This window comes from Wolbachia endosymbiont (group B) of Chorthippus parallelus (assembly GCF_947251815.1).
Lineage (GTDB): Bacteria > Pseudomonadota > Alphaproteobacteria > Rickettsiales > Anaplasmataceae > Wolbachia.
On the sequence record NZ_OX366390.1, the window covers coordinates 845,670 to 868,027 of the forward strand.

The 22,358-nt window shown below is 34.5% G+C and carries 16 protein-coding genes, 1 tRNA gene and 2 pseudogenes; 13 read left to right on the forward strand and 6 right to left on the reverse strand.

Features of this window, described 5'->3' with window-relative positions; genetic code table 11:
- Positions 1–3: 3 nt before the first annotated feature.
- Both lspA and ribF read right to left on the reverse strand, forming a co-directional pair.
- Positions 4–480 (reverse strand): signal peptidase II, encoded by a 477-nt coding sequence (gene lspA, locus OPS21_RS03820; RefSeq protein WP_007301940.1) that lies wholly within the window; start codon positions 478–480, stop codon positions 4–6.
- Positions 477–1,409, reverse strand: coding sequence for a riboflavin biosynthesis protein RibF (gene ribF / locus OPS21_RS03825; protein ID WP_265027737.1), 933 nt, complete (start codon positions 1,407–1,409; stop codon positions 477–479). Before ribF ends, lspA begins: the two co-directional genes overlap by 4 nt.
- A gap of 68 nt (positions 1,410–1,477) precedes the next feature.
- Here ribF and OPS21_RS03830 point away from each other — a divergent pair, with 68 nt between their 5' ends.
- Both OPS21_RS03830 and OPS21_RS03835 read left to right on the forward strand, forming a co-directional pair.
- Entirely contained in the window at positions 1,478–1,849 is a 372-nt protein-coding gene (locus tag OPS21_RS03830) for a glutaredoxin (protein WP_006015443.1), read from the forward strand.
- A gap of 94 nt (positions 1,850–1,943) precedes the next feature.
- A complete protein-coding gene (locus OPS21_RS03835) occupies positions 1,944–2,816 on the forward strand; it encodes a hypothetical protein (protein WP_007301937.1) in 873 nt (290 codons plus the stop codon).
- 198 nt (positions 2,817–3,014) lie between these two features.
- Here the strand turns inward: OPS21_RS03835 and OPS21_RS03840 are convergent.
- Positions 3,015–3,997, reverse strand: a pseudogene (locus OPS21_RS03840) (IS256 family transposase).
- 35 nt (positions 3,998–4,032) lie between these two features.
- On the opposite strand from OPS21_RS03840, the pseudogene OPS21_RS03845 reads away from it, so the two are divergent.
- The 3 genes and pseudogenes from OPS21_RS03845 (at position 4,033) to OPS21_RS03855 (ending at position 7,978) form a co-directional block, all read left to right on the forward strand.
- Positions 4,033–5,132, forward strand: a pseudogene (locus tag OPS21_RS03845) (IS3 family transposase).
- A gap of 298 nt (positions 5,133–5,430) precedes the next feature.
- Positions 5,431–6,750, forward strand: a complete 1,320-nt coding sequence (locus OPS21_RS03850; RefSeq protein WP_264336202.1) for an IS4-like element ISWosp7 family transposase — start codon at positions 5,431–5,433, stop codon at positions 6,748–6,750.
- Between the two features lie 682 nt (positions 6,751–7,432).
- The gene (locus OPS21_RS03855) at positions 7,433–7,978 is read left to right on the forward strand and encodes a reverse transcriptase N-terminal domain-containing protein (protein WP_264337146.1); all 546 of its coding nucleotides are present in this window, start codon (positions 7,433–7,435) and stop codon (positions 7,976–7,978) included.
- Positions 7,979–7,983: 5 nt separating this feature from the next.
- Here OPS21_RS03855 and OPS21_RS03860 read toward each other — a convergent pair whose 3' ends face one another.
- Positions 7,984–10,038: a recombinase family protein gene (locus OPS21_RS03860; protein WP_264336378.1), complete on the reverse strand. Its 2,055-nt coding sequence runs from the start codon at positions 10,036–10,038 to the stop codon at positions 7,984–7,986.
- Between the two features lie 389 nt (positions 10,039–10,427).
- Here OPS21_RS03860 and OPS21_RS03865 point away from each other — a divergent pair, with 389 nt between their 5' ends.
- Entirely contained in the window at positions 10,428–11,528 is a 1,101-nt protein-coding gene (locus OPS21_RS03865; protein ID WP_265027738.1) for a group II intron maturase-specific domain-containing protein, read from the forward strand.
- Between the two features lie 121 nt (positions 11,529–11,649).
- Here OPS21_RS03865 and OPS21_RS03870 read toward each other — a convergent pair whose 3' ends face one another.
- Positions 11,650–13,092 (reverse strand): replicative DNA helicase, encoded by a 1,443-nt coding sequence (locus OPS21_RS03870; protein WP_017531675.1) that lies wholly within the window; start codon positions 13,090–13,092, stop codon positions 11,650–11,652.
- A 102-nt stretch (positions 13,093–13,194) separates the two neighbouring features.
- Between OPS21_RS03870 and OPS21_RS03875 the strand changes: the two genes are divergently transcribed.
- From OPS21_RS03875 to OPS21_RS03895, 5 genes are all read left to right on the forward strand, one after another.
- Positions 13,195–13,277 (forward strand) — tRNA-Leu (locus OPS21_RS03875).
- Positions 13,278–13,299: 22 nt separating this feature from the next.
- Positions 13,300–13,902: an RDD family protein gene (locus OPS21_RS03880; RefSeq protein ID WP_007302723.1), complete on the forward strand. Its 603-nt coding sequence runs from the start codon at positions 13,300–13,302 to the stop codon at positions 13,900–13,902.
- Positions 13,903–13,993: 91 nt separating this feature from the next.
- Positions 13,994–16,495: a lipase family protein gene (locus OPS21_RS03885; RefSeq protein ID WP_265027739.1), complete on the forward strand. Its 2,502-nt coding sequence runs from the start codon at positions 13,994–13,996 to the stop codon at positions 16,493–16,495.
- 104 nt (positions 16,496–16,599) lie between these two features.
- The gene (locus tag OPS21_RS03890; RefSeq protein ID WP_265027740.1) at positions 16,600–17,919 is read left to right on the forward strand and encodes a dihydroorotase; all 1,320 of its coding nucleotides are present in this window, start codon (positions 16,600–16,602) and stop codon (positions 17,917–17,919) included.
- An 84-nt stretch (positions 17,920–18,003) separates the two neighbouring features.
- A complete protein-coding gene (locus tag OPS21_RS03895; RefSeq protein ID WP_264337149.1) occupies positions 18,004–19,188 on the forward strand; it encodes a ribonuclease D in 1,185 nt (394 codons plus the stop codon).
- On the opposite strand, the gene coaE is transcribed toward OPS21_RS03895, so the two are convergent.
- Complete coding sequence (gene coaE, locus OPS21_RS03900; RefSeq protein WP_264337150.1) at positions 19,178–19,756, reverse strand: dephospho-CoA kinase; 579 nt, start codon at positions 19,754–19,756, stop codon at positions 19,178–19,180. The genes OPS21_RS03895 and coaE overlap by 11 nt on opposite strands.
- Positions 19,757–19,891: 135 nt before the next feature.
- Here coaE and OPS21_RS03905 point away from each other — a divergent pair, with 135 nt between their 5' ends.
- Positions 19,892–21,295, forward strand: a complete 1,404-nt coding sequence (locus tag OPS21_RS03905; protein ID WP_264337152.1) for an NAD(P)H-dependent flavin oxidoreductase — start codon at positions 19,892–19,894, stop codon at positions 21,293–21,295.
- A gap of 83 nt (positions 21,296–21,378) precedes the next feature.
- Positions 21,379–22,302, forward strand: a complete 924-nt coding sequence (locus OPS21_RS03910) for a hypothetical protein (protein WP_264337153.1) — start codon at positions 21,379–21,381, stop codon at positions 22,300–22,302.
- Positions 22,303–22,358 lie beyond the last annotated feature (56 nt).

A 22,358-nucleotide genomic window follows, 5' to 3' on the forward strand; every position in this document is an offset into this window, starting at 1 on the left:
ATTTCATTCCTCATTTTGCTTAGAGATAGACCTATCATATATATACCACTTATATAACAATGTACACATTCCACAAACTATAGATAGATCAGCTAAATTAAAGGCTGGCCAATACCAATCATTGATATGAAAATATATGAAATCATATACAGCGCCCCAATAGATTCTATCAATTACATTTCCGATCGCTCCACCAATCATCAGAGAAAAACTAAGGTAAATTGACTTATCATTAGATTTATATATCAAGTATGCAAGTATACCAATTATTAATATTGAACATGCCGAAAAAAAGAAGCTGCCATGCGGCAGAGTACTACACATTCCAAAGCTAATTCCTGAATTCCAAACTTCAACTAATTTCATAAAACTAGTAATCTCGATTGACTCCCCCTCATCAATCAATGAGTTTATATACAATTTACTTGTTTGATCGAATGATACTATAATCAATATAATAACTAAACATATCCTTTTCATAAGTTTATCTTTAACTGGTAAGCCTTCATTATATCACGGTCTATCTGTTTTGTTAACTCGTTAATACTATGGAATTTTTTTTCTGCCCTAATAAATTTTAAAAGTTGTATGTCAACCTTAAAATTGTATACATTTTCGTTGAAGTCAAATATATGCATTTCTACTATAGGTTTTTTTAAGTCCTTAAATGTAGGTCTCATACCAATGTTGACTACTCCATATAGCCAACTTGAACTATTTTCAGAAAATGCAACTTTGGCGTAATATGTACCAAGCTTAGGTTTTATCATGTAATCTTCTATCGGAATGTTTATGGTTGGAAACCCTATTTCTCTACCTCTACATGCACCTTTTGTTACAATACCAGAAACTTGATAAGACCTACCAAGCAATTTATTAGCAATTTCTATTTCGCCTTTTTGTAAACACCCCCTGATTGAGGAAGAAGAGCAAATTTTTCTATCGATTATCAATGGCTCTAATTTAGTTAAAGAATATTCATACATCTGAGAATATTTTTCTAGAGTTAATATGTTACCCAATCGTTTGTGACCAAAAGTACAACTTTCTCCAACAGTGATATGTTTAGCACCATACTTCTTTACCAAAATCTTACCAATAAAGTCATCGCAGCTAACCTCAGAAAAACCTCTACTAAAATTAATAATATACAAGTAATCTATACCATAGCTGCTGATTAGTTCCTTTTTTTGTTCTTGGTCTATTAACCTAAAATTGTTCCTACTAAATAAAACAGTTGATGGGTGAGGCTCAAAAGTTAAAACTGCAGAGGGTAATCCTCTTTCTTGTGCTACCTCCTTTAGATTGGAAATTGCAAACTTATGTCCTAAATGAACGCCATCAAAATTTCCGAAAGTTAGTGCCACATTATCTTTTATCCCTTGCTCACAGTTGTAAATAATTTTCATACAATTTGATATTTTATATATATTTTTTATATATAATAGTTGTATTTTATGAACTATGGAGATAAATCGTGAAAAACACTAAAGGAAAAGTTGTAATATATGTGAAGAAGTACTGCCCATTCTGCAAGAAAGCAAAAGAGTTATTGGATGAAAAAGGTGTGAAATACGAAGAAATTGATGTACTTAGAAACTCGGATTTGTTTGACGGTATAAAATCAAAATATAACGTCAGGACAGTTCCACAAATTTTTATTACTGATGAAAATGGTGATTATGTACATCATATTGCTGGATGTGACAAATTGATGGATCTTGAAAAAGAAGGAAAGTTGGATAATATGTTAAATAACAATGAAGATAGCATTAATGCAACAGCTTACACAAGCGGCAGTGATGAACACGAGGGATGTAATATAATACATAATGAAGATTTTATGTGATTTTTTTGTCTTACTGTTGCTGGCATACCCACTTTAAACAATTTTTAATGAATTAAAAATACAATTCATCTAGTGAGTTTTTTTAGTGGGAAAAATGATAAAAAATATTATAATTGTTAGCAAAAACTTAATTAGTATTGAATTAATTAACAAACAGGATTTAGAGAGTTTCATCAAGATTTTCACAGTGCTTGATAAGCATATAGCAGCTAAAACTCTTTTTACAGAAGAAGTGACAATAGAGTATAAACAACACAATTGCATAGAAGTTGTTGAATTGATAAAAGATACAGGTTTTACATATCATGATGTTGAGAATGTGTTAAATCACCTAAGTAATCATGGAATGAAAGTACCAAGTAGCGTTATAGCAAGCACCCTTTCTTCTTCATACAATCACGCACTTGAGTCTAAGGATGTAGCATTTGCCTGTTCTAAAGGGTTGCCACAATTTTACATCAGGGTAAATAAGAATACCTTTATAATGACTCCTATAAGTGAAGAGAATCTGGAATTGAATTCGCAAAATAGCAAAATGCTTATAGAGTCATTAAAGAGCGAAAAAAGCACTTATGATTGCATAGTGGAAGAAAATATCATCAAAGTTATAGTGCATTCTGAAATACATCAGGCTATAAACTCGATTATAAAATCACTGATAAAGTCTTGCCTTTTAGCAAGAGATGAAGAAGAAAAATTCAAAGAGAAATTGAGACAACTTGCTTTTAAAGATCAAGCTTTCGTTGAGTATTCTAGCATCAAAACCATTCATAGATATCCGAATAACCATCCTCTGAGAAAGCATGAAAGTGTTATTAAAGATATAGAAAATATTTTATGTGATTTCATAATAAATGAGAACAGCGGGTTTGCTATAGAGCGGTTAAATAGACTGGGCTCAGAAGTCTCTCCAAATACTCCAAGAATCATCACTAAAACTATAGATAAGCTTGTTAAGTTTCACTAAAATGTTGTTGGAATGGTTTTAGCCAATGTCTACATATATCTGATTTTTACTGATTGAGTGGAGCAATTGAGCTGCTCTCTGTCATCCCAGCGTTTAACACTGGGATGATTTCGTTGTATGGTATCTTGTATAGTGTTTTGATTTAAGACAGATTCAAATAGCTAGGTAATGTTCAAAAAAGTGTGTCAAAGCGAATTTTTAGTTCAACTCAATTTTCAATCTGTGGAGAAAGAAAATGTTGAGCTGAGATATAGTTAATATGTACAGCACTTTTCCTCCACCTTCCTTATAGCACAATATACCAACTTGTACAAGCTGGTAAATGAACCTTTGGTTTTAGTAAATGTCTCCTCGATAGGATTAGTGGAGCCGCCTAACTGGCCCGAAATACTTAAAATAAATTTTCCCAATTGTTTTGCCACGATTTTATGACCAAAGGATATTTTTCGCTCCATCAGCTCGAGTAAATAATTTTCAGCAATTTCTCTGCTTGAAGCCTGATATACTTTCTTCAGATCACTTATGAAAGTTTTTGCTGCTTCAGTAAATTTCTTATCTGATGTACTATACATTTCTGCTTTAGCTATTTATAGCAGCAGGAAAACTTTTTAATACAAGCTATTAGAATATCCTCTACTCCTCTTTCTTTTAGCTCATTTAATACCCCCAACCAGAACTTCTCTTTCAGCCAAATAAAAACCCAATACATCCTTTTTGCCTTCTTGATCTATACCCAATATGTTATACATGCACTTACTTACACAACAACCGTCTTCTTTCACCTTAAAAAATCATGAATACTATCGGATATATTGATTGTAGTGGACGACTACACCATTCATTGATTATAGGTAGTAATTTATCTGTAATTCCAGATATCTCTGCTGCAGATATTTTTTGCCTCAAGTTCAGTTGTTTACCTTTTTTTTCACTATCTGTGGTTCGCTCTCTATCTCTTGGTGTCAAAAGTTCAAATATTTGTCCTCAAAGTTTTTTCCGTTTCTTCTCTTCTCTTTCAGTGGGTAAATGGTACCTTCCAGACTCGCTTCCAGTAGCCTTGTTACCATCTCTCCCCATCAATGGTCCCGTATAGATGATAGAATATTTGTTTCTAATTCTTTATAGTCTACCAATCCAGTAGTTCCATATAATGCACCCCATAAACTAGACCAAAAAAAAATGGTTGATCCGAGTAGGAAGGTAAAGGGGTAAAAGTATGGCAACAAAAAAATATGAACCAGAGTTAAAAGCAAAGATAGCTTTGGAAGCAATAAAAAATCAAAAAAGCACATCTGAGATATGTAGTGAATATAAAATACCATCAACAAATCTATATGATTGGCGTGATAGAGTATTGGCAAGGTTAAAAGACCTATTTGTTGAAGAAAGTGAAAGTGCGAGAAAACAAAGAATCTTAGCGCAAGAAATAGAAAGTTTACATAAAGTAATAGGAGAATTGACAGTGGAAAATAGTTATTTGAAAAAAAAATTACTGAAATAAGCAAAAAAGATAGAGTAAGGTTTATAGAAAAAGATTCTGATCTATCAATTAGGAAACAGGCTGATTTACTGGGGATTTGCAGATCTAGCCTATATTATAGGCATATAATTAATAACGAAAGTGAAATTTGATTCAAGAAGTATATTTGGCTTCTGATTGCCGTTATGGATATCGTAAAATTACTGCTGAAATCATAGCGAGTGGAGTAGTAGTCAATCACAAAAAAATCTTAAGAATTATGAAAAAAATGAAGATTAGTGGGCTGTATTGTAGAAAAAGATGTAATACAAGTATTAAAGAAAAAAAGCATAAAATATATCCTTATTTACTCAAAGATTTGATTATTTGTAGAGTTAATCAGGTATGGGCTACTATATATTATGGTAGAAGGTAAGTTTGTCTATTTTGTGGCAATAATGGACTTGTATAGTCGCTATATTATTGCTCATTCATTATCACCATATCTCGATGCTGGATTTTGCCTTTATACTCTCAAAGAAGCTCTAAAACAAGGTAAACCTGAGATTTTTAATAGTGATCAAGGAGTGCAGTTTACTAGCTACAACTTTATTATGGAATTAGAGCGTGCTAATATTAAAATTAGTATGGATCATAAAGGACGTTGCTTCGACAATATATTTGTTGAGCGTTTATGGAGAACTTTAAAGCAAGAAGCTATATATTATTATAGACCAAATAGTATCAGAGATTTGAATCTTATAATAAACGATTTTGTTGGTTGGTATAACTATAAAAGGCGACATCAGACTCTACATTATAAAGTTCCTGCTGATCTTTATTATCATAAACAGTAAATGAATATATTGATAAATACTTTAAATGTGTGTCGACGTATTTATCAACATATTCATTTTAAAAATCGGATCACTTTGAAAAAAATGGTCTAGACAAATGGGTGCATTATACCATTTACTTGACTCATGTCAAACCTCCATTTTTTGTTTCTATTTTATTTTTACTTCTCGCTTTGACGCAGTTTTTTAAACCATACGCGTCAAGTTAAGGAACTGTGGTAATAAACTTAGTGTAAGGAAGAGAAAAAGAAGATATAAGTTCTCTTAAATTTAACAAAGAAAACGGAGAACTTATACAATGAAAAGAATAGTTTGCATCTCAAAAAAGCTCAAAGAATTTTTTAATGAAAAAGCAGATAAAATCTCAGCTACAACAGGGTTCATAAAAAGAAAGAGGAAGCTAAAAGGCTCGTCGTTCATAAAAGCCATCGTTTTGGGTAATATAGGGGTTGATAATTGTAGTATAGAGACAGTGTGTCAATTATTGAATGAAGACTCGATAAATATAACAAAACAAGGTCTGGACTTTAGATTTACCAAGGAAGCAGTGGAATTCATGAAAAGAATGTATAATGAATCTTTAACGTTACTTAAAAATACCTTACAAGTTGATTGCAGAATCTTGAAGCACTTTGGAGGTGTTAAATTATTAGACAGCAGCTATATTAGCTTACCTAACAGTATGGAAGACATGTATAAAGGTTATGGTACCAGCTACAGTGGTTATGAAAGCAATACTAAGTCTGGAATAAAGTTACAATTAGTTTTTGACTACCTAAATCAGACATTAGACCAGCTTAATATAACTGAAGGAATAAGGTCAGATCAGGGTTATAGAAGCCATTTAAGCAATATATCGAACAACGATTTACTAATATCTGATTTGGGTTATTTTGTGCCAAGTTCTTTTAAACAAATCAATGAAATAGGAGCTTATTTCATAAGTCGTTATAAATCCGATACTAACATATATGATATAGAGACAGGTCAAAAAATAGATTTACTAGAACATTTGGGAGATCGATCTTTTCTAGAACAGGAGGTATTGTTAGGAAAAGAGACAAGGGTTAAAGTAAGAATTATATTTAAAAAACTAACTGAAGAACAAGCTATGGCTAGAAGAAGAAAGGCTAATAGGTTAGCAAGATCACATGGATACACATCTTCTCAAAGGAACCAAAAGTTACTAAATTGGTCGATATTTATAACTAATGTTCCAAAAAGTAAGATTAATGCTGAGCAAATACTAGTAGTTTACCGAATAAGATGGCAAATTGAATTATTGTTCAAATTATATAAGAGTAATATAAGGCTTGATAAGCTGAGAGGAAAGCCATACAGAGTATTATGTGAGCTATATGCCAAATTGTGTGCAATTCTTATATTTCATGGAATAGTGGGTTGCACAGAACTGAAAAAAAATACGGAGCTTAGCTTAACAAAGGCATTTATTGAGCTAAAAAGACGGGTTAGAGAGTTATTTTTAGCACTAAATAATAAAATTAAAGGCTTAAATATTTTTCTCAAAAAGCTTACCATAACTTGGTCGCAATTTTCATTAAAAGACAAGTACAGAAAAACTAGGGTATCCACCTTAACTTCTCTAAATTTGCTTTAACTTGACGCGTATGGTTTTTTAAACGTTCCCTTTAAGTTAGTAATTTATAGATTTTTCTAAAAAAATAAATGTAACAAGTAAAATGCCAATCTTAAATATTGCTATATTTTACGATAGCTAATTAATTTGGCACGTATGGTTTGGTGCGACCCGAAAGTCGTGATTTTGTGGTGGTTAAATTCCATCTTCCCTAAACATCAGGGATAAAGTATGTCTCACATTTTAGAAAGTGGCAACTTCTGGGGTGCAAGCATGAGACAAAAGCAGGTAATACTAAACCTTATGGTAAATCCCTGCGAACAGAGTTGGATAAGGTTACGAAAGGAACTTATGTTTGAATTGTCGTCAACATGAATATGCGAAATAAGGCTGATACGCATAGACCAAAATGGTAGAAGCGCAAAGAGGAATCAAGATCCTACCACTTGATTATGGATGTTCTCAGCTTCCGGCAAAAAGTAAGAACCTAAGTCCAACATGAAACAAAATCATGGAACGGAGTAACCGCATAGATGCTCTTATATTTATTTAGATATAAGTAGGTAGCCAACCGTAAGCTTCTATGTGGGAGGATTGTTTAAGAAGCTAACGCCCAAAGTAATATTTGGGATATGCAGACGTAAACACTGTAATTTGGAAGGTAAAGTTATGAGTAGTAGTGAACATGTTATGAGCCAACAAAATGTTAGGTATGAATGGAATTTGGCGTAAGCTGGAGAAATCTTCATTTAAGCTACAAAAACGAATTTACCAAGCTTCTAAATGTAATGATATCAAAAAGATGCATAATCTTCAGAGATTATTACTCAAATCAACAAGTGCAAGGATGCTCGCAGTTAGAAGAGTAACACAGGACAATAGAGGGAAAAAGACTGCAGGTATTGATGGGAAAGCCAATCTCGACCAAAAAGAAAGAATGCAATTAGCAAATTCTATGGATTTAAGAGGAAGAGCAAAACCATCAAGACGAGTCTGGATACCAAAACCTGGCAAGCCATTGGAGCGTCGTCCCCTTGGTATTCCCACTATATCGTGTCGAGCAAAACAAACACTTGTAAAAATGGCATTGGAACCTGAATGGGAAGCAAAATTTGAGCCGAACACGTATGGTTTTAGACCTGGTAGATCTTGCCACGATGCTATGAAGGCCATATTCAATGCACTAAGTCAGAAAACAGCATATTGTTTAGATGCTGATATTTCAGGATGTTTTGATTATGCATATTGATACTCCTATAAAAAATTTGGATTGTTGAGTTTACCATGTTTAAAATCCATAAGGATTCTAACAGTCTCTGGCGTATTCTCAAATAAATATTTTCCTCTGGTTTTACTGTCATCTTTTCGTACTTTGATTTGACCATTATTAATTCTATCATAAATCCAATGTGTAGTAACATTGAGGATTTTTGCAATTTGTGGAACGGTAAGATATCCAGATACTTTAAGCGGATGTGACTGATTCCTTGCTCGCATAATGTTATTTTTTAACCGAATAGTTTTTACTGTATTTTCTAAAACGATGTTTTTTGTGGGGGAGCGATGTCCCTGTTTTTCTAAGTACTTAGCAATTTCTGCATCTGTTTTACCTTCTTTACTTAACTTTATTATAGACTGTTCCATTTCTTTTGCTTTAGTCAACTCGCGAAAAGAGTTTACTGGAATGGGAACATGAGAAGTAGTAGTTTCGCCACCATGCCATATAATGCGTACCTGAAGACAATCGCGTCTGATTCTGTGTGCTACCACTTTATCAATGAGACAACGAAGAAAGGACTTTTGTTGTTGACGTGATAGAATTGATTTATACCAAATTTCAGGTAATCTTTTGCCTACATCTAAAAATACTGTTTTCAGTTCTTCAGGTAATTGAGGTGTTGGATCACTTGGACGCTGACGTTCGAACATAATTTCTGCTTGTTGGAGTTCTTTCAATGCTTTCTCCCAGCGTCTTTCAAGTTCTGCAGCTACAAGACGATTGTCAGGGTCTACTTGATTAAATTGTCTTTCTGCCAATCTAACTTGGTACTTTAGGCGCTCTAATTGTTGTAAATGTGCTTTATTAATTGCTTGCTCAGATTGCAATTGTGAGTTAATCGCCTGAGTATAAGCATCAAGCTCAATTTGACCAAGTGCAGCAAAAAATTTGGGAACTACTTCATTATCAATAATATCAGCTGGTAAAAGCTGACATACAGGTACACGATACTGCTGACGTAGATAGTTGCATAAATAACGATTTCCTCCTTTATACTGTACCAACATTTTATGTCCACATTCTCCACAATAAATTATTCCATGTAATAATGCTGCACCTGGTCTTGCTATACCACGTGTTTTATTGCGATCGTATTCTGCATAATTATCTTTTAGCATCATCTCAATCTTTGTAAAAGTTTCCCAATCTATGTAAGCTGAGTATTTACCTTTGATCAGAACTTTCCATTCCTCCATTGGTAATTTTTTTGTTGTTTTGTCAGCAGAAGATGGCTTATGGTATGTAGTACGGGAACGCCCATAAACAAATGCTCCAGCATAGGCTGGGTTTTTTAGTATTGAGGTAATTGCTGCAACAGTTGGCTTTTTCCACTGTAGTTCTTTGAAATTATTATATCTAGGAAGAGTTAGTTGATGATCATTAAAATGTCTTAAAACCTTTGATGCTGTTCGTTTTTCTAGAAAAGTTTCAAAAATAAGATTGATACGAGACTGAACTTCAAGGTTAGGATCCTTGTTCACAGAACCATCAATGTTACGAACAAGACCAACTGGGAGAGATAAGGCTAAATCACCTCTGGTTGCTTTATTTAATAGTCCAGCATTTAGTCTAGCTCTTATAGTAGATAACTCCATTTCAGCAAGTTGCCCTTTCAGACCAAGTAACAGCCGACCATTAATAGTACCAGGATCATAAACACCATCCCGGTCAGCTATTAAACACTGTTTATAGCCACATATATCCAGTAAAGGATACCAGTCAGAACAATTACGTGATAAGCGAGTCACATCGTAGGAGAGAATAATTCCTACCTTTGATAAAGTGACTTTAGTGACAATCTCTTTAAACCCTTCACGCTTTTCAGCACTAGCACCAGTTAAACCAAGATCACTATCAATGATTACAACATTATCAGCTTTCCATCCAAGGTCAATTGCTCTTTGTTTTAGTGCATACTGTAACTCCAAACTTTCTTGGTTGCTCAATGCTTGATGAGGTGTTGATTGTCTGATATAAATTATTGCTTCGCGTGCTAAATGCTGTGCTGTAATTAGCTCTGATGTACTCATAGATAACCTCTTTGGACACTAATAATATATTTTCTAAAACTTCTGACTTGAAACGTTGCGACATTTTCTGCCACACTTGACATGGTTTACATGGCATAATTTATACTCCTTTGCTAGAGAAACAAATTCGTATAATGAAGACCACGTTAACTTGCTGGTGAGAAAGTTTTGCTTACTAGCTAAGTTGGTAGCAGAAAACGGAATACGTAGAATGATGTAATTGCGATAAGTAACAAATACATTGTGGACTTTTGAGCTGACAGAAGATATTGGAAATGTTCTGCCAAATAGTGGATGTGTTGAATCTGTAACTGTAATTTCCTTAGTTACTTGATTATTGAAGAGGGTATTAAGGTGATTGATCGTTCGATAATATTAAACACTATGCATTGCTTGAAAAACTCAACACCACACCAACATTAAGAAAAACAATAAAAGGATGGTTGAGAGCAGGAGTAATAGAAAATAGAATTTTCCAGCCAACTAAGAGTGGTACAATTCAAGGAGGAACTATCTCTCCATTATTGGCTTGTATAGCATTACACGGTATGGAACAATATATTAAAGAAGCATTAAAAAGTGAACTTTTTCTATATAGAAGAAGAAAGTATGGTACAGCATCGCAGCAACGGGCACAACAAGCTCTTAGTATAATTTTTTATGCTGATGATTTTGTTGTTATACATGAGAGTGAGGAGATCCTTATTAAGACAAAGGTACTAATCAAAGAATGGTTAAAAATCATTGGATTAGAACTAAAACCTTCAAAAACAAGGATTTCCCATACCTTAGATGGGGATAAACCAGGCTTTGATTTTCTAGGATTTTCAATAAGACACTACCTAGCAAGAAATAACAAGAAAGGTTACAAGTTATTAATCAAACCAAGTCGTGAATCTATGAAACAACATAAGTTCATTATCAAACATAAGATTAGAAAATTGAGGGGAGCAACACAAGAAATAGTAATTAAAGTACTTAATCCAATTATTAGAGGATGGAGTCAATATTACTCTTGTGTAGTTTCAAGTGAAACATTTAATCTTATCGACAGTGTAATGTTCAGAAAACTTTGGAAGTGGGCGTTATATAAACACCCAAACAAAGGAAAATGCTGGATCAAAAGAAAGTACTTCAAGAAGTATGGTAATGATAATTGGCGATTTATGACAAGTAACGAAGTGAATCTTATAAGACACGGAGATCATGTTATTAAGCGACATATCAAAGTGAAAGGAACCAAATCTCCATACGATGGTGATTGGGTTTACTGGGGGAATCGTCTTAATAGAATACTAGATAAATCACCGAGAGTGATAAAGCTGTTGAAGTTACAACAAGGCAAATGTGATCAATGTCAACTTTGGTTCAAGAGTGATGATATTCTAGAAATACACCATAAAGACCAAAATAGGAAAAATAATATGATCAAAAATTTATTATTATTACATGGACATTGTCACGATATTTTACACAGGAAGTGTGCATGACAAGCACCAAATTGCAGAGGAGCCGTATGACGGTAACCTGTCACGTACGGTTCTGCAGTCGAGTGGGGAGAGGTGACTTTCTCCACTTAGATAACTTAAACACTTCCAGAATTACTCACCGCTAAAGACTATATCTTTCTGTATAGTCTTTAAATGCACCTCTATTGGAGTCAAAATGTAGTTTCACACTGCCAATTGGCCCGTTTCTTTGTTTTGCAATGATCAGCTCTGCAATATTTCTAATTTTCTCCATTTTCTCTTGCCACTCTCGATGTTTATTACTTCCTTCATTTGGTTGCTTTCTTAATTCATAATATTCTTCTCTATAGAGGAACATTACTATATCCGCATCCTGTTCTATGCTTCCTGAATCACGTAAATCAGAAAGTTGTGGTTTTTTATCATCCCTCTGCTCAACAGAACGAGAGAGCTGCGATAGTGCAACAATGGGAATATTTAGTTCCTTTGCAATTGCTTTCAAACCCTGCGTCACTTCTGAAATTTCTTGCACTCTATTTTCACTACTCCTTTTTGTTGTTCCTCGAATTAATTGCAGATAATCGATAAATACCACCTCTACATTGTATAGCTGATATAGCAGTCGTATTCTGGTACGAAGGGCACTAATTGATAGAGCAGGAGTGTCATCTATAATGAAAGGTAATTCAGATAGTCCTGTACTAGCATTAATGAATTCATGTAATTCAAAATCACTAATTCTCCCAGTCATTGCCTTATAATAACCAATACCTGAATCTATGGTAATCAATCTTGCAGTCAATTGCTCTGCTGACATTTCAAGTGAGAAAAACGCTACGTAGTGTTGTTTGTCTGTTCTTTTTTGCAAAATCTTACAAGCATTAAGTGCGATGTTCAGTGCCAATGCTGTCTTCCCCATTGAGGGCCTTGCAGCTATAATTAACAGATCAGATTTCTGCAAACCACCAAGAAGCTGGTTTAGATCTTGAAGTCCGGTTGTAATACCTAGAGCCTCTGGATTATTTTTTAGCTTGCTAATCTTCTCAACCACATCTTTAATTGAACTTGCAAGCTTTATGTATGTTTTCTCACCTTGCTTTTTTACTGCTAAATTGAACAATTTTGTCATTGCTTGCTCAATTTGTACCTGTGCAGGATTTTCGATGTCATAGTTATAACTATCGTCAATTGTCTCTTGTCCGAGCTTGATTAAGCATCTTCTTAAATAAGTATCACGGATTATTCTGGTCAAGCTATAGATATCAAGAGCAATACTTGCCTTCGCTGCAAGCTTTGCTAGGTACTCAACTCCACCACATTCGGCAAATGCTTTATCATTTTCAAAAAACATCTTAAGGCTTAGTTCATTGGCAACTATGCCGTGTTTTCTGGTTTTAGATATCTGGGTAAAAATGCTTTGATGTAGTGGATCGTAGAAATTGTCTGCTGCAATTATATCTTCAACTGCATCACAAATTCTATTATCACGAATCATTGCACCAATGAGCATTTGCTCTGCTTCTAAATTATGTGGCAATTTACATATTTCTTCTCTTGAATTAATAAGGTTAACTAATTCATTCATTTTAAGTTTTTAGAGTAATGATTGATTATTGTAGAATATTCAATCTCGACTTAAAAGAGAAAAAATTTGACTAATCCTGTGTTGCTTATAGCATTAAAATAGGCCCCTGTGGTGGAATGGTAGACACGGCAGACTCAAAATCTGTTGCTTGCAAGAGCATGCTGGTTCAAGTCCGGCCAGGGGCACTCAAACATTGGAAAGTGCTTTATGTTACACAAGTTTTTTAATCGTTCATTTGCCATTCTTTCTTCTATAAATGCTATTCAAAGGATAAAGAAAGATGAAAATGGAATATGTTACGTAACGGGACTTAGACGCTATTTGTCAGTGCTGCTTGATTTAATCATCATCGTTTTATTTTTACAGTTTTGCGGTCAGGCCTTAAATCAACTCTTTATGAGCTCGGAGAGCAGTAAAATATTAGGCCAAATTGCTGCAAAATATCAAATGCAGGTGCCACTATCTGCAGAGGAAACAGCAATGCAGAGTAAACTAATAAAGTTACTAGTTCTAAATCAGATAGTTCAATTTATTATGCTTTTTAGTTATGTAGCATATATGTGGATAAGATTTGGCGCTACACCTGGAAAATTCTTACTTGGACTTAGAGTTGTGAATGCACAAACTTTTGAAAAATTGACTCTGAAACAAGCAACAAAGAGGTTTTTTTCCTTCATATTGTCAACTGCACCATTATTCTTGGGTTTCATATGGGCAAGTTTCGATAAACGCTGCCAAACTTGGCACGATAAGATTGCAAATACAGCAGTTGTCACAAACAAAAGTCTTAAGTGTGATAAAATGAACTAAATTCGTTTAAAATAAGAAAATTTTAATAGTTTTATTGATAAATTTGATCAAATGCTTAATTAATGATATACTAAAATAGTAGGTAAAAAATATGCCAAGTATTACTCATGATCAAAGTATGGATTCTATTATTGATGATAGCGATAGTATTGTACATAATGAAATAAAAGAATGCGTAATTGAGGCACTAGAACCATTTAAGAACGAATTAGAAGCTCAAAGTTTTGACCTTAATGGGCTAGGAACTTCTGACCTAGTTAAAGCATGGAAGAAGATAGAAGATTTTAAAGGTGCTGAGTTAAAGGATGCTTCTGACCTTGCTGATCTGATAAAAGGGCAAATTGCAGAATTTGATGAAGAAAAATTATGGAAAATATGTACCTTTAGCAAAATTTCCTATGGTGATGTGGATAGAAAATTAGAGAAAGGTAAATACAAAACTAAAAGGAAGTTTGAAGAAGAAGGTTATCAGATTATAAGATTTTACGATAATGAACTTATTGAAGATAAATATTGCTCAGATGTTGATTATAAATTAGAGCAACACGATGTTGGCTATGCTTTAACTGGTAAAAATTCATATAATCGAGATGCTGGTTATATTTTTATTAAAGATAACGAAGTAGATATAGCTTACCATGGCACTCGTGATTTAAATGATGTGAAGGAAGATCTGCGTGCTTCTTTAACTAAGTTGCCATTTTTGTCTGGAGATAATTATGTTCACTCTGGTTTTTACTCTCTATTCAAACGTTCTTGGCCCAGCGTACATAAAATATTACAAGGGCATGCTAATGATAAAGGATTAGCAATCAAAGATTTAAAAATCAATGTTACAGGCCATAGCATGGGAGGTGCTCTTGCTAGTATAACTGCTTTATGTCTTAATAAAACAGAAGGTGCTGAAGATGTTCATGTTGCAACTTTTGGCTCTCCAAGAGTGTTCTACAATGGTGCTGCTGAAGTTTACAATGAGTGTCTTGGACATAATACTATTAGAGTAGCTTGTCAATCAGATCCGGTACCATGTTTGCCACATGGTAATGCTGGTATGCACTATAAACATGTAGGTAAACCATTAAAATTAGAAACAGGTAAAACTCTGGAGTATTTAGAACTACACTATCATAAAATCGATACCTATTATAACCTTATTGAGAAAATAGAGCAGGAAAAATTTAAATCGGATAGCGAAGCATCTAAGTATCGTCATATTGCTTATATTTGTGGCCTATTTTACCATGCAGTTTTGTCATATGTTGATGTGGATGATAAGGAATTCTTTGAAGAAGTCAGAGAAGAAAATGAAGGCATTAAGCTTTCTGAGATACCAATTCAACGTGCTCCAAATTTAGAAGAGGAATTTAGACAAGGAAAACAAAAAGTAGCTCAGCTTACTAATGAAAAAATTCAACTAGAGGGAAGGTTAAATAGTATACAACAAAGTTTGGTTGGAAAAACTAAAGAGTTAGATGATGAAAAAGGAAAATTAACACAAAAACAACAGAAGACTAATCAACTCAATGATCAAGTAGATAAACTTACTGCAGAATTTAAAGGGACAAAAGATCAGCTTGCAGAAAACAAAGCAGAGTTGGATGAGCAAATTAGCAAAGTAACTAGGCTTAACGGTACTGTAGAAAAACTTGAAGAAACAAATACTGGATTAGAAAGAAAGAATAGTAATCTGACTAATCAACTGAAGAAGCTTGAGAAAGCAAAAACTAAGCTAGAAGAAAAGGTAGAATGTGCAGAAAAAGAGCTAAAGGATGCTAGAGCTCAATTCAGAGAGAGTGAGGGAGGGCTAAGGGAAGTAAAAGCTCAACTTGAACAGGAAAATAGTAATTTGTCTAGTCAAGCAAGGGAGCTTGAAAGGAAATGTGAGCAAACAGAAGTTCAACTTGTAGCATCAAAGCAAAAATTAGCTGAAGAAACTAGTAAAGTCATGCAACTTAGCAAAGAATCTAATGAAGCAAGAGCTCAGCTTGAAAAGAAGAAAAAAGAGATTGGAAGGCTAAAAGATCAAGTAGATCAAATGACTATACAAAACAATCAATTGGAAGGGCGGCTGGATGATGCAAAGCAAGGTCTAATTGATAAAACTGATGAAGTAACCCGATTAACACAGGTTGCTGATACGCTAAATGGTCGGGTAGCTCAATTGACTACACAAAATGATCAGTTGGAAGGGCAGCTGAATGATGCAAGACAATCGTTCGCTGATCAAATAATGCAACGCGAAAATGAAAATAACGACTTAAAGACAAAGCTGCAAGAAATTGAAAACAAAAGTGAAGTACTAGAGAAGAGTCTACAGAAGCAATTTGAAAGCAAGAATGAAGAGCTAAATGAAAAATTCTTGAAAGCAAAAATTTATAGTAAAAGGCAAGGTAATTATGCTTCTGTTTCTTTTGTATTATCTGGAGCATTTGCTGTTGGTACAAGTCTAACAATGGTTCATTTAGCAATGTGTGTTTCGCTTGCTGTAGCTGCATTAACTTTTCTTGCAGTAGGATGTTACTGTTCTTATAACGCAAATACCGCACTTAATAACGTTGAAATCGAAAATGGTAGTTATAGAATAGCTGCTTGAGTATTAATTTAAATATTCTTTATTGCTAGTTTTATATCATCACTTTAATTTGGTTGTGTTTTACTAAAAAAACTTTAGATTTATTTTATAATTGATACTCAAATATGATTTTGAATTTATTGCAGACAGGGCAAAAGGAAGGCTATAAAATTGCGTATACCAATGCTCGTATTATTGACCCGGAAACTAAACTTGATATAAAAGGTTCATTATTGACTGAAGGGGATAAAATTGTTGATTTTGGCAAATCATTATTTTCAACAAGTGGAGTTGATGAAACAATAGATTGTGAAGGGCTTGTTCTAATGCCAGGTCTTATTGACATTCACGTGCATTTTCGTGAACCAGGTCAAGAGCATAAAGAAACTATACATACAGGCAGCAAATCTGCAGCTGCAGGGGGCGTTACAACTGTAGTTTGCCAGCCAAACACTGTTCCAGCGATTGATAGTGTTGTCTTGGCTAAGTATTTGAAATATAGAGCATTTGAAACTTCGCATGTGAATGTTCAATTTTACGCTAAAATCACCACTTCGGAAGAAAAATTAACTGAAATGGCACTCTTAAAGGAAGAAGGTGCAGTTGGGTTCACCGATGATGGTATGCCAGTTATGAATCCAATGATTATGAGACAGGCACTGCTTTATTCAAGTATGCTTGGTGTTCCTATTGCTCAACACGCAGAGGATTTGAATCTATCTGCTGGTGGCGCAATTAACGAGGGTAAGATTTCTGAAGAATTGGGAGTAAAGGGAATCTTGAGTGCGTCAGAGTCGGTCATGGTAACTCGTGATATACTGCTAATGAAGGACATAGAAAATGTACACTATCATATTTTACATGTCTCTTCAAAAGATTCACTTGATGCTATTAAACGTGCAAAAGATTTGGGATTAAATGTTACATGTGAAGTAACTCCTCATCACTTTACTTTAACTGAAGATATAGTAAAACAACACGGAGCAATCGCAAAAATGAACCCGCCGCTTCGCACTGAAGAGGATCGTTTAGCTATGATTGAAGGTTTAAAGACAGGTGTGATTGATTGCATTGCAACCGATCATGCTCCGCATGATCTTAATTCTAAAGATCTGCCACTTGAAAATGCTGCATTTGGTATTGTTGGCCTTGAAACAATGCTGCCCCTTTCACTTGAACTATATCATAGTGGACAAATGGGTCTACTTGATGTGCTTGCAAAATTGACATATAAGCCTGCAGATATCATACATATGCCACGTGGCCGCATACAGAAAAACCTTGTAGCGGACTTAATTTTAGTTGATTTGGATCATGAATGGGAAATTAAAGTTGACAACTTTGCTAGTAAATCAAAGAATTCGCCTTTCGGTGGACGCAAAGTGAAAGGGCACGTAGTACGTACCGTTGTGTCTGGCAAAACTGTATATTTACAGAAGAGTTAGTTATTATACAATTGTGCTCTCAATTTCAATCAATTGTAAAGATTTAATATAAGTGGTAAAATATAGCCACTGAATAAAAAATATATGCTAATTAGTACGACATCGGAACTGGAAAATGCATGTAAAGAATTGATGGAAAAAGATCCAAAATTTATAGCAATTGACACGGAGTTCATTAGAAATAATTTAACCTACTACCCAAAATTATCGTTAATTCAAATTTCTTACGGAGAGAAGAGTTTTATTGTAGATTCATTAGTGCCAGAAATTGATTTATCATTCATTAAGAAAATGATGCTAAATCAGGGAATAATCAAAGTGTTTCATAGTTGCCGGCAGGATATAGAATCCTTACTCACTGTGTTTAAATGTGTTCCCACTCCTATTTTTGATACCCAAGTTGCTGCTATGTTTTGCCATTATTATCATGACTTTATTGGTTATTCAAAAGTAGTAGAGCAATATCAAGGAATAGCACTGGATAAAATTAAAGCTAAAAATTCAGACTGGTTAAGACGTCCATTGTCTGAGGATCAACTAGACTATGCAATAAACGACGTGGTATATCTATATGATCTATACCAAATATTGTGCAATAAACTTGAAGAAAGTAATAGGATGAGTTGGTTTCAAGAAGAGATGGAATTATTGGTTGATATAAATAAGTATTTGCATAGTCCAAAAGATGCATGGAGGAGGATTAAATTTAACTATGAAGCAAATCCGAGGCTAATGTTAGTTGTTAAAGCAGTGAGTGAGTGGCAAGAGACTTTAGCACAACGCTATAACATCAATCGTAATAAAGTAATTAATAATGCTGTAATAATTGGTCTTATTGAAAAAAATGTGGAGCGTATTGACGAGGTTTTAGATGATCTTGAGAGGAACACAAAAAATATAAAAGAGGAAGATTTATTAGAATTTATGAATATTTTCAATGAGAATGAGAAGGAGTTTGTGCAGCAAAATTATACTCTGTCAGATAATTATGATAAATCTGTATTTGATATACTCTCGATTATTTTAGAGAGCAAATGTAAGGAAAATAACATATCAAGAAAGTTAGTTTCATCAAAAGATGAGTTAGCTGGTTCAATATCTGGGCAGATAGATAAACTATTCAAGGGGTGGAGATATGATTTTTTCGGTAAGTCAGTTGAATCATTTTTGAACGCAGGCTCAAGGTTTGAGATTTTAATGGTAAAATCTGCTGATAGTACAGCTAAAATTCGGAGTAATCTCGTGAAAAATAACCGTATCACGTGCTGAGGTCTAACGAGTTTATTATGTCTTTCACTTGAGAAAAAACATTTGCGCTGCTATCGATTATGAAGTTACTCATTTGCCTTTTTTCTTCAATAGGTAGCTGAATACTAGACATTAGATCCAGCTTTTTTTTATCCATATTACGCTCACTAAGCCTTTGAGCTTGTACAGTGCTATCTGCATGGATAAAAACAATAAAATCGCAATATAAACGGAATCTCGTTTCCAGTAGGAGTGGAATGTCTAGGACTAGGAGTTTTCTGTCGTTTTCTTTCTCCTGAGCAATAAAAATTGCTAATTCACTCTGCACAGCAGAATGCACTAAAGATTGAAATTGCTTCCAATTTTCATCGTAGGCCAAAAAATATTTAGACAATACTGCTCTGTCTATTTCACCATTTACTATCACCCCAGGAAATTTTTCTTCTGCGTAACTTATTATGTTTTTGTTTACTTTATAAAGCTGGTGCACGACAGAGTCGGCATCAAACAAAGCGGCACCAAATTCTTTAAAGCAATTGGCTACAAAGCTCTTTCCAACTGCAATCCCACCTGTTAAACCTATGATCATATAGCAAATTTCTTATAAAACTATATTTATAGCATCTCCTATGCCTATTTAAAACTGAATGCATAGGTATAAAAAAGAAAAGCTATTATTTTTTTAGTAATTCAGTAAAATAGAGTGAAAGATTAAGAGGAAATTTTGAAAGATAAGATAAAAAAGATAGTGATTTCAGGGAAAAAAGTCTGGCCAATCGTCGAGGGCGGTAAAGGCATTGCAATCAGTGATGGAAGATCAAGTGGGGCATTTGCTGCAGCAGATGCTGTTGGTACGTTTTCTGGTGCAAATGCTAAACTTATTGATGACAATGGTGAGTTGGTGCCGCTGATTTATAGAGGTAAAACAAGAAATGAAAAGCATGAGGAATTAATTAAGTATAGTATTGAGGCTGGAGTTAGTCAAGCAAAAATAGCGAATGAAATATCAAAGGTCCGTGGAAGAATACATATGAATGTGCTTTGGGAAATGGGAGCAGCAGAACAAGTCCTTCATGGCATATTAGAAAAAGCAAAAGGCTTAGTTCATGGCATCACTTGCGGTGCTGGTATGCCTTACAGGCTTGGAGAAATTGCAGCTAAATATCAAGTTTATTACTACCCTATTATCTCATCGGCGCGCGCTTTTAAAGCGTTGTGGAAACGTGCTTACCAAAAAATATCTTCTTTTTTACTTGGTGGAGTAGTATATGAGGATCCGTGGCTTGCTGGTGGTCACAATGGACTCAGTAATAGTGAAGACCCAGAATTACCGCAGGCTCCATTTGAAAGAGTTGCAGAGCTTAGATCTTTCATGAATGAGGTCGGTCTTTCTGAAACGCCAATTGTTATGGCGGGGGGAGTGTGGAATTTGAAGGATTGGGAACATTGGTTTGATAATTCGCAAATCGGACCGATAGCTTTTCAGTTTGGCACTCGTCCACTTTTAACAAAAGAAAGTCCGATTTCTACGGAGTGGAAAAAGAAATTACTTACTTTAGAAGAAGGTGACATATTTTTAAACAAATTTAGTCCGACAGGATTTTACTCATCTGCAGTAAGAAATAGCTTCATACATGAGCTACAGGAACGAAATTCACGTCAAATAAAATTTTCAGAAAGTGCGAGTGGAGAGTTTAATAATGAATTTGCAATAGGTAGCAGAGGTAGAAAGATTTACCTCACTGCAAAAGACAAAGAGCTAGCAAATGCATGGATTAAAGCAGGGTATACAGAGGTAATGAAAACTCCAGATACAACTGTTATTTTTGTGACGCCAGGCAAATTTGCGGAAATAAGACAAGATCAAATTAATTGCATGGGATGTTTGAGCCATTGTCTGTTTAGCAATTGGAAAGATCATGGTGACCATTCAACAGGGCGAAAGCCAGATCCACGGAGTTTCTGTATACAAAAGACACTGCAAAACATTGTACATGACGGCAATGTTGAAAATGAACTCATGTTTTCTGGACACAATGTGTACAAATTTAAGCAAGACCCGTTTTATGAGAATAGCTATGTTCCAACAGTAAAGGAGCTGGTGGAAAGAATATTGACAGGTTTATGACTAACTTGACAAGAAGACATTATTCTATATAATTTATAGTAATAACTGTTTATTAATTTAATCTTAATTTGAGGAGAATATCTATGCGTGATAGTGTTTTAAAAAGGTATGCACTTGCCTATATCAAAAAGTCTGGCAGTAACGATAATGTTAGAGAGTTTTTACAGCATTGTAATGATACACGGAGTTTTACTTGGAATGAGCAAGAGTTCGACAGAATGTATGGAGAGTTTACACATAGCATTCCAACTCGTAGGCACAGTACAGGAAGTAATGATAGGAGTAGTAGGCAGCAATCTACAGGCCCTCAAGTCACGCACGTACATGTACACAATAATAGAGGCTTAGATTTTTGGGATTATTTTCTACTTCGTAGCCTGTTTAGTGGCAATACTGGTCATACTACAGTGATAAATAACCTTGGTTCCGGTAGCAGTAACCAGCCAAGCAGAGAAGATAAGAAAAAAGACGCAGAAGACAACAGGAAATTATTAGCTTTAGGGATAGTAGCTGTAGTTGCGTGTGTTGCTTTCCATGCTTTAATGTGTGTTTGGTACAACAGCAGCGAAAAAACGGCTAGAAAATCAGAAAAGGTAGATTACCTGGATAATAAACTTAAAATGTTCAGAAATATAGAATTTGCAGTTGGTGCAATTTCTTTAGCAGCTTTGATAGGTTGTGCTATTAACCCAGTCTTACCAGTTTGGGGTTTAGTCATCCTTGGCATTAATTCTCTTGTGTGTCTTGCTGGTGGTGTGGCTTTTCATATGAATCATGAGAAAGAGTCAGAAATTATTAAGAAAGCTGAAGAAGCGGTAGATGATTATCATAAACAAAAACCTGGGTATAGCTTTGGAGATTCTTCTCATCGTGAAACACCTCCTCCTTACTCTCCTCAAGATCCTAATACTGTTCCAAGTGCTCCTCCTCAAGGTGTATTTAATAATCCTTACTCGGAGCAATATGTTGGAGGTTATGGACAGCAAACTGCTTATTCTAAAATGTAAATTACTTACAAGGATACCGCTGCAAAACGCAGCGGTATAATGGTTTTCAGATCGTT